At 70.9% G+C, this 13727-nt stretch carries 13 protein-coding genes and 1 pseudogene; 11 read left to right on the forward strand and 3 right to left on the reverse strand.

Annotated elements, in window-relative coordinates:
- Positions 1–867 (forward strand): RHS repeat domain-containing protein (locus ACZ4LX_RS36835; RefSeq protein ID WP_467651516.1); only part of this gene is annotated, 867 nt, incomplete at its 5' end.
- On the forward strand, positions 855–1328 hold the full coding sequence (locus ACZ4LX_RS36840; protein ID WP_467651514.1) for a hypothetical protein: 474 nt from the start codon (positions 855–857) through the stop codon (positions 1326–1328). The genes ACZ4LX_RS36835 and ACZ4LX_RS36840, both read left to right, overlap by 13 nt.
- Before the next feature lie 784 nt (positions 1329–2112).
- Here ACZ4LX_RS36840 and ACZ4LX_RS36845 read toward each other — a convergent pair.
- Positions 2113–2376, reverse strand: a complete 264-nt coding sequence (locus ACZ4LX_RS36845) for a metal-sensitive transcriptional regulator (RefSeq protein WP_467651513.1) — start codon at positions 2374–2376, stop codon at positions 2113–2115.
- 537 nt (positions 2377–2913) lie between these two features.
- Here ACZ4LX_RS36845 and ACZ4LX_RS36850 point away from each other — a divergent pair.
- The 7 genes from ACZ4LX_RS36850 (at position 2914) to ACZ4LX_RS36880 (ending at position 9546) form a co-directional block, all read left to right on the forward strand.
- Entirely contained in the window at positions 2914–4302 is a 1389-nt protein-coding gene (locus ACZ4LX_RS36850; protein ID WP_467651511.1) for an MBL fold metallo-hydrolase, read from the forward strand.
- 118 nt (positions 4303–4420) lie between these two features.
- Positions 4421–5005, forward strand: coding sequence for a rhodanese-like domain-containing protein (locus tag ACZ4LX_RS36855; protein WP_467651509.1), 585 nt, complete (start codon positions 4421–4423; stop codon positions 5003–5005).
- A gap of 238 nt (positions 5006–5243) precedes the next feature.
- Positions 5244–5462, forward strand: a complete 219-nt coding sequence (locus tag ACZ4LX_RS36860; protein WP_467651507.1) for a hypothetical protein — start codon at positions 5244–5246, stop codon at positions 5460–5462.
- 184 nt (positions 5463–5646) lie between these two features.
- Positions 5647–6012, forward strand: a complete 366-nt coding sequence (locus tag ACZ4LX_RS36865) for a rhodanese-like domain-containing protein (RefSeq protein WP_467651505.1) — start codon at positions 5647–5649, stop codon at positions 6010–6012.
- Positions 6009–6752, forward strand: a complete 744-nt coding sequence (locus tag ACZ4LX_RS36870) for a sulfite exporter TauE/SafE family protein (protein WP_467651503.1) — start codon at positions 6009–6011, stop codon at positions 6750–6752. Before ACZ4LX_RS36865 ends, ACZ4LX_RS36870 begins: the two co-directional genes overlap by 4 nt.
- Before the next feature lie 701 nt (positions 6753–7453).
- Positions 7454–8287 (forward strand): RNA polymerase sigma factor, encoded by an 834-nt coding sequence (locus ACZ4LX_RS36875; RefSeq protein ID WP_467651518.1) that lies wholly within the window; start codon positions 7454–7456, stop codon positions 8285–8287.
- Entirely contained in the window at positions 8287–9546 is a 1260-nt protein-coding gene (locus ACZ4LX_RS36880; protein ID WP_467651502.1) for a hypothetical protein, read from the forward strand. Before ACZ4LX_RS36875 ends, ACZ4LX_RS36880 begins: the two co-directional genes overlap by 1 nt.
- A gap of 183 nt (positions 9547–9729) precedes the next feature.
- Here the strand turns inward: ACZ4LX_RS36880 and ACZ4LX_RS36885 are convergent, their stop codons facing one another.
- Positions 9730–10713, reverse strand: coding sequence for a L,D-transpeptidase family protein (locus tag ACZ4LX_RS36885; RefSeq protein ID WP_467651501.1), 984 nt, complete (start codon positions 10711–10713; stop codon positions 9730–9732).
- 227 nt (positions 10714–10940) lie between these two features.
- On the opposite strand from ACZ4LX_RS36885, the gene ACZ4LX_RS36890 reads away from it, so the two are divergent.
- Together ACZ4LX_RS36890 and leuE are read left to right on the forward strand one after the other, a co-directional pair.
- Complete coding sequence (locus tag ACZ4LX_RS36890) at positions 10941–12521, forward strand: acyl-CoA mutase large subunit family protein (protein ID WP_467651499.1); 1581 nt, start codon at positions 10941–10943, stop codon at positions 12519–12521.
- Positions 12522–12743: 222 nt separating this feature from the next.
- A complete protein-coding gene (leuE, locus tag ACZ4LX_RS36895) occupies positions 12744–13406 on the forward strand; it encodes a leucine efflux protein LeuE (protein WP_467651497.1) in 663 nt (220 codons plus the stop codon).
- Between the two features lie 239 nt (positions 13407–13645).
- Here leuE and ACZ4LX_RS36900 read toward each other — a convergent pair.
- Positions 13646–13727: pseudogene (locus tag ACZ4LX_RS36900) on the reverse strand (IS5/IS1182 family transposase); the annotation flags it as partial.

The following is a 13727-nucleotide window of genomic DNA, read 5'->3' on the forward strand; positions in this document are numbered from 1 at the left end:
ACCCACCGACCGGACGCCCCGCACGACGTCGTCCTGACCTGGGACCACCGGGACGACGTGCCCCTGGCCCAGACCGAACGCATCCTCACCGCCGACGACGGCCAGGAAGAGATCGACCGCCGCTTCTTCGCCATCGCCACCGACCTCATCGGCACCCCCGCCGAACTGATCGACGAGTCCGGAGACATCGCGTGGCGCTCCCGCTCCACGCTCTGGGGCACCACCGCCTGGTCCCGGAACAGCGGCACGTACACCCCCCTCCGCTTCCCCGGCCAGTACTACGACCCCGAAACCGGCCTCCACTACAACGTCTTCCGCCACTACGACCCCGAAACCGGCCGCTACGCCACCCCGGACCCCCTGGGTCTGGCTCCGGCGCCCAACCCGGTCGCGTACGTGGTCAACCCGCACCGCTGGACGGACCCGCTCGGCCTGTCCCCCTGCCCGGAGGAGAAGGTCCCGGTCTACCGGGGGACAGACCGGATGGCGGAGAACTCCATCGTGGACGAGACAGGCCACCTCATGAGCGAGGCGGCCCAGCGCGCGTACTTCGAGGGCAGCTCGGTCGACGATGCGCTTCGCGTGTCTCAGGAGGCACATTCCGCAGCGCTCAAGGAATGGGGCAGCCCGGATTCACTCGCCCATGCCCATTCGGAGTTCGGAACCGAGATGCAGCAGGCGTACGGCCCCCGGTCGGTGATGTCATTCACAACGGACCCGGAGGTCGCGAAGTACTTCGCCAATGGTGGTCCCGTCTACCGTGCCATGATCCATCCGAGCGAAGGGATCTGGCAGAGCCTGCCCGGAGCAGGCGAGAGTGAAGTCCTGATCCCCAACATGATCAAGGTGGAACCGTGGGCGGGCTGACAATGAGATTTCGTAAGTGGGACACGCAGTACTTCCCGGCAGGAGAGCTGGTCGGGGCCGACGAACCGATCGCCGGCTTCGACGAGCTGGAGGACCGCCTGCTCGCAGACCACCCTCGAATGCGCCGTATTCTGATTCGTCTGCGTCCTGGCTGGCCGCTGCTCCGCTATTTCCTGCACTGGAGCGACGGAGCCGACCTGGCGGCTCTCGACAGGCGGGTCGCCGCCGGGACGGCGACCGAAGAGGACTTCGCTGGGGCCATTGTCGGCGAGCCTTACAGCACCTCGCACCCAGCCTGCGGTGCGCGGTTCCGGGTGATCGAATTCGAGACCACCATTCCCTTGTTCTCCAACAGTGTCGAGCGTTCTCGCGCCCACTTGTTCCGCAACGAATGCCCGGTCTGCGGAGGCCATTTCAACGGCAACACGCTGGAGTTCATCACACGACCCGAAACGCCGTAAGGCTCGTCCGGGCCGCAAGGCGCGACGACGGGGCGCGTGCTTTGGGGGCCGGGGCCTCGGGAGTGCCGAATCTGAAGAGGTGATCTCGCCCGAACAGGTGCGACAATTCCTGACAGAGGCTTATAAGCACGTATGGCAATGCTGTTGGTGAACTTCAGATCTACTCGGTGGAGGAGAGGGGTGCGGGGGCGGCGACCTGTGCTGCTCGCTGTGTGGGCGGCGAAGTGCACGTCGGTCGGCCGTTCAGGATTCGCCCGGCTGATGGTGCGACAGGGGGCCCGGTGATTCTGAGCCTCGATTGGATCAAATGCTATGGAAAGGACACGAACATCCTCTATCCGCCCTACAGCGCCTTGGTTCGGCTGTCGGGGGAGGGTGTGAGTCTTCTGGTGAGGGGCGTGACCCTTACCTCCGGCGCGAATGATGAGTGACGAACGGAGTGTTCGTGGCCGGCACGTGAAGCGCTGAATCGGCGCCGGCGGCATCTGCGTGCCGACCGGATTGCGGATCCGCCGGGGCGGCTACGGCCGCTGACCGAAGCTGGGGTGTTCCGCGCTCCTGCCTCGTGAGGCCGAGGGCATCCGGAGTCCGCGACGGCTCCAACGGCCTTCTCTGTCTTCCTGCCCCGCAACAGGAACGACTCCGGCCTGTCCTGCCGCGCATGCGCCGGATTCCCAGGGTCTCTGCAGCCCTCTGAGTGCAGCACGCGGGTCAAGCCGGGAGATCCGAGAAACGGTGCCCGCCCGGCCCGGGGCCGACTCGGCGCGCCGCGCGCCTCGCGGGGTTACGCCAGAGCCAGGAAGAGTTTCTCCAGCTCCTCCTGCGACATGGGCGGGGTGTCGGAGTCTCCCGCGAGGCACTGCCTCATTCCGCTGGCGACGATCTTGAATCCGGCCCGGTCCAAGGCGCGGGAGACGGCGGCCGGCTGTGTCGCGACATCCTTGCAGTCGCGGCCTGCCTCGATCATCGTGATCACGGCGGCCAGCTGCCCCTGAGCCCGCCGCGGGCGGTTCAGGACGGGTTGCATCGATTCTTCGTCCACTTGCATGTCAACCTCCTTCGATCCCGGACAACGATACCCCCTGGGGTATTAATCCCGGCTTTGGCCGGACCGGCTGCCGGCTTGTGTCGCGCGCGTTCGGGGGTGTGGCGCAGCGGCCGCCCCTTCCCCGGTCGAGGACTCCGAGGGCGTCGGCGCGGGCCGGGTTCCGTCCCTAGGGGTGCGCTTCGTCGACCCCTGCCCCGGCGTGCCGGGTCGCCGGGCTTCCGTATGCCTGCGCGGTAGGCGCCTTGGTGCGCGCTTGGCGACGCGATCCACCCGATTCGATACCCCCTAGGGTATTTGACAAGGCGAACACGGCTCCGTACGGTCGAATGCGTAATACCCCGTGGGGTATCCACTGCGGCTCCGGGGTTCGCAGCCGCCGCCGAGACCGGCTCCGCCGGGCTCCGTTCCGGTGAGCCGAGCCCCATCGGGCCGAGGCCGCGTTCCGGCATCGTCCGCGTGTCCGCCCCGGCGCCGGGCCGCCCCCTGGCCTCTTCAATACCCCCCAGGGTATTACCCCCGCTCTGTTCTGGAGGTTCCGTGTTCTTCTCGCAGTACTACCTCGAATGTCTGTCGCAGGCGTCGTACGTGATCGCCGACGAGACCACCGGCCAAGCCGTGATCGTGGACCCGCGCCGGGACGTTTCGGAGTACCTGGACGATGCCGAGGCCCGTGGTCTCACCGTGGTGGGTGTCATCAACACGCACTTCCACGCCGACTTCGTCGCCGGTCACCTGGAGGTCGCCGCCCGTACCGGCGCGTGGATCGGCTATGGGCGCCGGGCCGAGACCGAGTACCCGATCCGCGAGCTGGCCGAGGGCGACACCATCAGCCTCGGCGACGTGACGTTGAAGATCATGGAGACGCCGGGCCACACGCCGGAGTCGATCAGTGTGCTGGTGTACGAGCGCGCCGCGGACGTCGTTCCGTACGGCGTGCTGACCGGTGACGCGCTGTTCATCGGTGATGTCGGCCGCCCGGACCTGCTGGCCTCGGTCGGGGTGACCGCCGACGAACTGGGCGCGATGCTGCACGACAGCGTGCAAAACAAGCTGATGGGGCTGGCCGACGAGGTACGGGTGTTTCCCGCCCATGGCGCCGGTTCGTCGTGCGGCAAGAACCTGTCGACCGAGCGTCAGTCGACGATCGGCGAGCAGCGCGCGACGAACTACGCGTGCGCGCCGATGAGCGAGCGGGACTTCGTCGCGCTCGTGACCGCCGGGCAGTCGGCGGCTCCGGGGTACTTCGCCTACGACGCGGACCTCAACCGCCGGGAGCGGGAGCTGTTCGACCCGGCGAGCGCGCCGCGGGCGCTGGGCCCGGAGGACTTCCTGGCTCGGCGTGCGGCGGGCGCGGTGGTGGTCGACGCGCGTGACCCACAGGAGTTCGCCGCCGGTCATGTGCGCGGCGCGGTCAACGTACCCGCGGACGGCCGGTTCGCCGAGCAGGCCGGCACCGTGCTGCCGACCGGCGCGGCGCTGCTCGTCGTGGCGCCCGAGGGCCGTGCGGAGGAGATCGTCGTCCGGCTCGCCCGGATCGGCTTCGACGAGGTCGCCGGGTACCTGGCCTCGACCGACGAGGCGCTGGCCGCCATGGCAGACGTGGTCGCCCCGGCCCGCCGCCTGACCGCCGCCCAGCTGCGCGCCGAGCTGGACGGGGAGAACCCGCCGGTCGTCCTTGACGTCCGCAATTGCGGTGAGCGGGCCGAGAACGGGTTCATCGAGGGCGCCCTGCACATCGCCCTGGGCGAACTGCCGGGCCGCCTCGACGAGATCCCGCGCGACAAGAGGCTGGTCCTGCACTGCGCGGGCGGCCACCGCTCCTCGATCGCGGCGAGCCTGCTGCGTCACCAGGGCTTCGAGGACGTCTCCGACGTACTCGGCGGCTGGGCGGCCTGGGCTCGGCTGAACACGCCCGCCGCCGCCTGACCCTTCACCGCGCTCCCGTCACCGCGCTCCCGTCACCGCGCTCCCGTCACCGTGTGGGCGTCGGCTCCCCGCTTCCCCCTGTCTTCTGTCTTCGTGTCTTCCCGATGGAGTACTTCTCATGACCACCGATGCTTCCCGTACCTCGGCCTTCACGCCTGCCGCGCTTCAGCACTTGATCAAGACCGGTAACGGTCCCCGTCTGCTGGATGTGCGTACGTCGGGCGAGTTCGGGACCAGCCACATCCCCGGCGCCTACAACGTGCCCCTGGACATCCTGCACGAGCACCGCATGGAGCTGGGCCGGCACCTGGACGAGGACGTGGTGCTCGTCTGCCGCTCCGGTGCCCGCGCGAAGCAGGCCGAGGAGGCTCTCGCCGAGGCGGGCCTGCCCGATCTGCGGGTCCTGGACGGCGGCATGATGGCGTGGGAGGCGTCCGGCGCACCGGTCGACCGAGGCCCGCAGCGCTGGGAACTGGAGCGGCAGGTCCGTCTCGTCGCCGGTTCGGTCGTGCTGGTCACCGGCGTCGTGGGCTTCTTCGTCCCCGGCGTCCACCTGATCGGCACCGCGATCGGCGCAGGGCTGACCTTCGCCGCGCTCAGCAACACCTGCGCCATGGGCATGATGCTCGCCAAGCTGCCCTACAACCGCGGACCGCGCACGGATGTCCGCAGCGTCATCGCCTCCCTCCGCGACCGGTCGTGAGCGTCGCGCACCCGCTCCGGCCGACGGTGACGCTGCTCCGCTGAGGATCGCCGGAGGGGCCGGCGACCACGGTGAACTCCTTCTCCCGTCCCGCCGAGGTTCCGTCCTGCCGACGTCCCGTCCTGCCGAGATCCCGTCCTGCTGAGATCCCGTTCGGCCGACGTCCCGTTCGGCCGAGGTCCGGCCCCGGCGGGACCGCGCCGGGGATCGCCAGGGAAATGAACAGGCGCCTGGCGTCATGCCCGGGGGGAGAGTCACCTCACGCGTCGGCCCGGCGCACCCGGCAGATATACCCCCAGGGGTATATCTGGTTGAACAGGACATCCAGGGGGGCATTTCGAGGAAGGGAGCAGTTTCGTGGGACGCCGCAGGCCGCGACGTGGTCGCCGTCGCCGTCGCCGTCGACGACAGCTTCGACTCCGCCGCCGCTGCCGGCCTGCCCGTCGTCACCGGCTGAAGCAGCCGGCCGGCCGATGCCGCGCGGCCCCGGAGCACCCGAGCCCCGGAGGCCGCCCCGACTTCCGTACGTAAGGCCCGTACGTAAGGCCCGTACGTACGGCCCGTACGTACGGCCCGTACGTACGGCCCGTACGTACGGGCCGTACGAGTTTCCCGCACGACTGCATGTGAGAGGCCCCGTCATGTCCCTGTTCTCCCGAGACAAGAAACGTGTCACCGTCGAGGAGGCACATCGGCGCACCCAGGGCGCCCACGCCCCGGCCGTCCTGCTGGACGTACGCGAGCGGGACGAGTGGGACGCCGGGCGGGCGCCCGGCGCCGTGCACGCACCCCTGTCCGGCCTGGTCGCGGGTGCTGCCATACCGAAGGCCGCCCAGGGGCGGCCGCTGGTGGTGATCTGTCGTAGCGGGAACCGCTCACGGACGGCCGTCGACGTGCTCGGTGCGCGCGGCGTGGACGCGGTGGACGTCGAGGGCGGCCTGAAGAAGTGGACCGCCGCCGGGTACGCGCTCGTCGGCGGAACCGGCGACGAGGGACCGGCGGCATGACCACCCTGATCCTCGCGCTCGTGGCGGGATCCGTCGTCGGCCTGGCGCTCGGCGGCCTCGGCGGTGGCGGCAGCGTCCTGGCGGTCCCCGCACTGACCTACCTGCTCGGCATGCCGCCGACGGAGGCGATGACCGCCAGCCTGATCATCGTCACCCTGACCTCGATCACCGCGCTCGCCGGCCATGCCCGGGACGGCAACGTGGTCTGGCGGACCGGGCTGCTGTTCGCGGCGGCGGGCATCGTGCCCGCCATGCTCGCCGGCACGGCCGCCGGCCATCTGCCCCAGGCCGGGCTGACCGTCGCCTTCGCCGTTGTCGCGGGACTCGCCGCACTGCGCATGCTGCGCCCCGCACCTGCCGCGGCCACGGGCGAGGTGCGGCCCGCCAGGGCCGGCGCCGCCGGTGCCGGGCTCGGCGCCGTGACCGGACTGCTGGGAGTCGGCGGCGGCTTTCTCGCCGTGCCGGCCCTGACGCGGGTGCTGAACCTCCCCATGCGCCGGGCCATCGGCACCAGCCTGCTGGTCATCACCATCAACTCGATCGCCGCGCTCGGCGCCCGGACCGGTACCGGAATCCATCTGGACTGGGCCGTGATCGCGCCCTTCACCGCCGCCGCGATCCTCGGTGCCTGGGACGGCAAACGCTACGCACAACGGCTCAGCGGCAACACGCTCCAGCGCGTCTTCGCCTACGCCCTGCTGGCGGTGGCGGCCTTCATGCTCGCCGACGCGGTCGTCTGATCCTCGGCATGCCCGGCATCCCCAGCGACTTTCCGCAGGTGCTGGGCACGTTCGAGTGACCGCGTCGACAGGTCGCAACTGATCCGCGCACACAGGTGGAGCCCGCACGCCAGGAGCCCGCGGGCCGCGACCTGACGCCGTGACGTCGGACATCAGCTCTGAGGGACGGTTGCCCCCGAGGGGGATCGCCTTGTCCTCCCAAACGCGGGTTGCGGCCGGCAGCGAGCCCCGAACTCCGCTGCACGGACAGACGGCTTGGCACGCGGCGACCGCACCGCCGGCCTGCGACGACGGTCGCCGGCGAGCTGAAGAAGAGGTCCGGACAGCCCGCATCGGGTGGTGCGCCGCCCTGATCCCCGTCGGATCGGGCGGATGCCCTGATGCGTGGGCCACGCGCCGGCCACGTAAGGGTCCGAGGGCCACGTTTTCGCTGGCCGGATGGGGTAGATGGAACGACGACCGGGGCCGCCACCCCCCACAGGAGAGGCCCCGGTCGTCTTCCGCGGGGCCGCAGGACGACCCCGTACTCATCTCAGCGCCGCGACCGCGTTTTCTGTCACACCGCCTGGTGTCCGAGGAATGTTGCGGGTTGTACAAGTCATGGACGCGATGCCCGCGAAGGACGTAGCGTGCTGAGTCGCGCAGGGTGGCGCGGCAGCGATGACCAGCTGCGATTCAGGACAGCAGGACAGGTTGAGGGAGTGCTGGGGGACGACGCGGGGCTTACGGCCGCGGTGCTCGCGGCGCAGGACGGGGACGAGGATGCCTTCCGTACTGTGTACCGCGCTGTGCAGCCGCGGCTGCTGGGCTACATACGTACGCTCGTGGGGGAGCTGGACGCCGAGGACGTGGCGTCCGAGTCGTGGCTGCAGATAGCCAGGGACCTCGACCGTTTCAGCGGTGACGCCGACCGGTTCCGGGGGTGGGCGGCGCGGATAGCGCGCAACCGGGCCCTGGACCATCTGCGGATGCGCGGCAGGCGGCCCGCGATCGGCGGCGACGAGACGGAACTGTCCGAGAAGCCCGCCGGGTCCGACACGGCCGACGAGGCGATCGAGGCCCTGGCCACCGGACGCACGATGTCGCTCATCGCCCAGCTGCCGCAGGACCAGGCCGAGGCCGTGGTGCTGCGTGTCGTGGTCGGACTCGACGCGAAGAGCGCGGCGCAGACACTGGGCAAGCGGCCCGGCGCGGTCCGCACCGCGGCGTACCGAGGGCTGAAGCGGCTCGCCGAACTGCTGCGGGCGGACAGCGCGGAGGCCCCGGACGCTGCCGGGCTGCCGGACGGCGACGGCGGTCTGCCGGCGGCCGGTACGGCGGAAGGGAGCCGTCCGCGCGGTGACGGATCCGGCGGCGGAGGCGGTGCCTCCAGGGGGCCGGCCGACGGCACGGCCCCGGCGCAGTCCTCGCAGGGCACCGTGGCGGGCCGGACGGTGGAACTCGGTGCCGTTCCCGCACAACGACCCTCCCGCACCGGCCTGGTGGCGCCCGCCGGTGTGACGCATTCGCGTCTGTGGACGCAGAAGGACATGTGATGGCCGACGAGCAGCACGAATGGCTTGACAAGGAAGCGGCGGAGAGAATGCTCCGCCGCGAACCGGTCGATCCTGCCGACCGCCGGTCCCGACAGGACGCCGAAAGGCTCGCGGCCGCTCTCGAAGCGGCGGCCCGCACGGTCCGCCCCGCCGCTGGGGAACTGCCCGGCGAGGCCGCAGCCCTGGCCGCCTTCCGTGCCGCCCGCCGTACGGCCGCCGCTTCCACGCCCGCGGATGCGGCAGTGGCGGCCAGGACCGGGGAGGACGGCTCCGCCGAGCCGGATTCCGGGATGCTCGCGCCCGTACACATACGCCCGGCCGGTTCCGCCACGGTGTCGGGCGGCGCGGATTCCCGCGGCGCCCGCCCGTTGCGCTGGAGCCGGCCGATCCGCTTCGGCCTGGTCGCCTCCCTCGCGTGCTGCGCGATCGGCGGGGTGGCCGTGGCCGCCGGGTCCGGGGTGCTGCCCGCGCCCTTCGGCCGGCACACCCCCGCACCGGCCACCTCGGTGTCGGCCGCGGCATCCCCCGAGGAGCTGGGATCCGGCCTCACCGCCGACGAGACGTCCGCGCCGTCGCCCGGTTCGCCGGACAACGGCACCGCGACGCCGGGCGGGCCGGGTTCCGGCAGGAACGGCGGTCCGGAGAACGGCCGCACCGACCGAGGCGGCAGCACCGGCGGCGTGGCCGCCGACGGCGGACCGGACACCGGCGACCACCGGTCCGACGCCGCCGGGAACAGCTCGTCGCAGGGTGCCGGCGGGACACAGGGCCAGAGCGGCCAGGCGGGCCAGGACGGCCAGGACGGCCAGGACGGGCAGGGCGGCGACGGGACGTCCGGCGACGACGCCAGGACGGCGGCCTGGTACGCCAAGACCCTGAAGGCCTGCCGCGACTACCGCGACGGCAAGCTCGACGACGAGCGCAGAAGCCGCCTCGAAGCGCTGGCCAAGGGGGCCCGCAACCTTAGCCGCTTCTGCGACTCGGTCCTCGACCAGGCCGGCGGAAAGAGCGGCAACGGCCAGAGCGGCAACGGCCAGAGCGGCAACGGCCAGAGCGGCAACGGCAGCGACAGCGACGACAGCGGCGACGACGACGGTGACGACCCGGACGGCGGTGACGGCTGGTCCGGCACCGACCCGGGAACCCTGCCCTCGATCAGGTTCTCCACCGCTTCCCCGGAGCCCTCGACGGCCTCCGTCGGCCCGCACTCCGGGTCCTGGCACACCCCGGCTCCGGTGTACTCCCTCGCCGCGCGCTGACGCCCCGCACCGCCCCACCACCACCGGGTGTGACGTTTCTCGGCCCCGGGGCGCAGTACTGAGTGAGCCGACTGGTCATCGGCAGCGCCCGGAGCCGGGGTTCCCCCCGTACCTGCGGCTCGGCGCACATGGCGCGGGCGGGACACGTTCCCCCGGTCCCGCCCGCGCCCCTCACTCATGGCCTCACTTGTAGACGACGACCTTGTCGCCGTCGCGGACCTGGGCGAACAGCGAGGCGATCTTCCCCTCGTCCCTGACGTTGACGCAGCCGTGCGAGGCGCCGTTGTAACCCCGGGCCGCGAAGTCCGACGAGTAGTGCACCGCCTGGCCGCCGCTGAAGAACATCGCGTACGGCATGGCCGTGTGGTAGATCGTCGACACGTGGTGCCGGGACTTCCAGTAGACGGAGAAGGTGCCTTCGCGGGTCGGCGTGTACTGCGAGCCGAACCGCACGTCCATCGACGAGACGACCTTGCCGTCGATCATCCAGGACAGCGACCGGCTGTTCTTGCTGATGCAGATGACCCGGCCCTTCATACAGCGCTCGTCCGGCTTCGCGACCGGACGGGTGGTCGGCGGGTTCAGCTCGGCGGCGGTCGGCGCGTGCGTCATGCCGAGCAGCTTCTGCCAGGTGAGCGTGTCCGCACGGCCCGTACGGGACAGTCCGCGCTTGCCCTGGAACGACTGCACGGCAGCGACCGTGACGGAGCCGTAGTAACCCGTGGGGCTGCGGTCGAAGTGGCCGATCTGCCGCAGCCGGGCCTGGAGCTCACGGACCTGCTTGCCCTGCGAGCCGCTCGCCATCAGCACCTCGGCCCGGGGACCGGCCGACGGCGTGGACTTCGGTGTCGGGTCGGGCGTCGGTGTCGCTTTCGGTGTCTCCTTCGGCTGCTTGCTCGGCTCGGAGCCCGGGGACGGCGTGGCCGTCTCCGGTCCTTCCGTGCCGGGCTTGGCGTCGTCGGCGGGTGAGCTGCTCGCCGGCGGTACGGCCTGTCCGCCGGCGGCGGGCTCGGCCTTGCAGCCCGCGGTCACGGCGACCAGCGCCAGCACGGCGACGGCGGCGTACGCCGTGCCCGCCCCCCGGCCGCCCGCGCGCGCGTGGCCGTGCCCCGTCCCGCCGGTGCGTATGTGTGCGTGGCCGCGCCCGGTCCTGCTGCTGTGTGTCATCCCGGCCCCCTGGATCCCGTTGTCTCATGGGACGGATTCCCGCTCTGCCCGGTTGCCGAATCCTGCGCATGATGGGGAGAGAGGCGTCGAGGACCGGAGGATGCCAGGCATCGGGGCTGTGAGCAAGGTCCCGGCCCGGCTCCCTCCGGCGGGTGCGTACCCGCCGCTACAGTCCGTCGCGGGAACCACCGACCACCAGCGGGCAGCTTCAACGGGAGGCGCAGCGGATGACGCGCGAGTCGGAATCGGGACTGCCGATCGAGCCGGTCTACGGACCGGACACGCTCGACGGATGGGACCCCGCCGAGAAGCTGGGAGAACCGGGCGCCTACCCCTTCACCCGCGGTGTGTACCCGTCCATGTACACCGGACGCCCGTGGACGATGCGCCAGTACGCCGGCTTCGGTACGGCCACCGAGTCCAACGCCCGCTACCAGCAGCTCATCGCCAACGGCACGACCGGCCTGTCCGTCGCCTTCGACCTGCCCACCCAGATGGGCCACGACTCCGACGCGGAGATCGCGTCCGGTGAGGTCGGCAAGGTCGGGGTGGCCATCGACTCCGTCGACGACATGCGTGTGCTGTTCGACGGGATCCCGCTGGACAAGGTCTCCACGTCCATGACGATCAACGCCCCCGCCGCGCTGCTCCTGCTGATGTACCAGCTGGTGGGCGAGGAGCAGGGCGTCCCGGCGCGGCAGCTCACGGGCACCATCCAGAACGACGTGCTCAAGGAGTACATCGCCCGGGGTACGTACATCTTCCCGCCCGCGCCCTCGCTGCGGCTGATCGCCGACATCTTCAAGTACTGCCGGGCCGAGATTCCCAAGTGGAACACCATCTCGATCTCCGGCTACCACATGGCGGAGGCCGGGGCCTCGCCCGCGCAGGAGATCGCCTTCACGCTCGCGGACGGCATCGAGTACGTGCGTACCGCCGTCGCGGCCGGGATGGACGTCGACGACTTCGCCCCCCGGCTCTCCTTCTTCTTCGTCTCGCGTACGACGATCCTGGAGGAGGTCGCCAAGTTCCGGGCCGCCCGGCGGATCTGGGCGAAGGTGATGAAGGAGGAGTTCGGCGCGCGGAACCCGAAGTCGCTGATGCTCCGTTTCCACACCCAGACCGCCGGGGTGCAGCTCACCGCCCAGCAGCCCGAGGTCAACCTGGTGCGCGTCGCGGTGCAGGGCCTGGCCGCCGTCCTGGGAGGCACGCAGTCCCTGCACACCAACTCCTTCGACGAGGCGATCGCGCTTCCCACCGACAAGTCCGCCCGCCTCGCCCTGCGCACTCAGCAGGTCCTGGCGTACGAGACGGACGTGACGGCCACCGTCGACCCGTTCGCGGGCAGCTACGTCGTCGAGAGGATGACGGACGACGTCGAGGCCGCGGCCCTGGAACTGATGCTCAGGATCGAGGACATGGGCGGCGCCGTCCACGCGATCGAACGCGGCTTCCAGAAGGACGAGATCGAGCGCAGCGCCTACCGCGTCGCCCTGGAGACGGACAGCGCTGAGCGCGTCGTCGTCGGTGTCAACCGCTTCCGGCTCGACGAGGAGGAGCCGTACGAGCCGCTTCGCGTCGACCCGGCGATCGAGGCCCAGCAGGCGGCCCGGCTGGCGAAGCTCCGCGCCGAACGGGACCGGGGCGCGGTGGAGGCGGCCCTGGCGGCCCTGCGCAAGGCGGCCGGGGGCGCCGACAACGTGCTCTACCCGATGAAGGACGCGCTCAGGGCCCGCGCCACGGTGGGCGAGGTGTGCGACGCGCTCCGGGAGGTGTGGGGGACGTACGTGCCGGCGGACGCGTTCTGAGGCGCCTGCGCGGGTCCGCCACTCGCAGGAGCGACAAGGCGCACCACAAGCGCGGGACGTCCTTCGCCCCGCCCGACGAGGCCGGCGTGGAGAGGGAGCCCTCGGTGGACCGGCTGCTCGACGGCGACGAGGGCCGAGCGGACGCCGCACCGGAACCCCCGCCTCCGTCGCACCGGAACCCCCGCTTCCGTGGTGTCGTGCGCCCGTGCGAAACTCCGTCCCATGCTGGGTGTCACCGATCTTCCGACCTACCTCGCCGGTCTCGCGCTCATCGTCCTGCTGCCGGGTCCGAATTCGCTGTACGTGCTGTCCGTCGCCGCCCGGCGCGGGGTGCGGACCGGCTATGTCGCCGCGGCCGGTGTGTGGACCGGGGACACCGTGCTGATGACGCTGTCCGCGCTCGGGGCGTCGTCCCTGCTGCAGACGACGCCGGTGCTCTTCACCGTCGTGAAGTTCGCCGGTGCGGGCTATCTGACCTGGATGGCCATCGGGATGCTGCGGGCCGCGGTGTCCATGTGGCGCGAGCGGCACCGCCGGATGGCCGAGATCACGGGCGAGGCGGCGGACGGGGCCGGGACCCCGGCGGGCCTGGAGCGGCCGTACCGGCGGGCGCTGGTGGTCAGCCTGTTCAACCCGAAGGCGATCCTGTTCCTGATCTCGTTCTTCGTGCAGTTCGTTCCAGAATCCAACCCTCTGCCGGGCTTCATCTTGCTTGGCTTCCTCGCCCAGGCCGCAAGCGTGTTGTACCTGTCGTTCCTGATCTTCGCGGGTGCCCGGCTGGCAGCGGCGTTCCGCAGGCGCAAGGCGCTCAGCGCGGGAGCTACCTCCGTGGCCGGGATGCTGTTCCTGGGGTTCGCGGTCAAGCTGTCGCTGGCCAGCGCGTAGGGGGCCGCCGTGTCTGACCTCCACCAGGCAGCAGCCCTGTTCGCCCGCATGAGCCCCCAGGAGCAGCGAGAGACACTAGGAGTCCTGGGGGTGCCCGAGAGGCCCCAGGAGGAGCCCCAGGAGCCTGTCAAGGTGACCCCGTTCTCTGCCCTGGTCAGTGCACCCAGCAGGCGGAAGCGTCGGCCCATCACCGTGAAGGTGGATACCGCCGATAGCGCGGGTTGATTCAGTGAGCATTTTCAGCGTTGCCTCTCCAGGGTGAGGACGGCTTTCGTGATGACGCTCATGCGGTTGGGGCTGATGCGGGATCTTCGGAAGATC

The organism is Streptomyces sp. NPDC026062 (genome assembly GCF_055568375.1).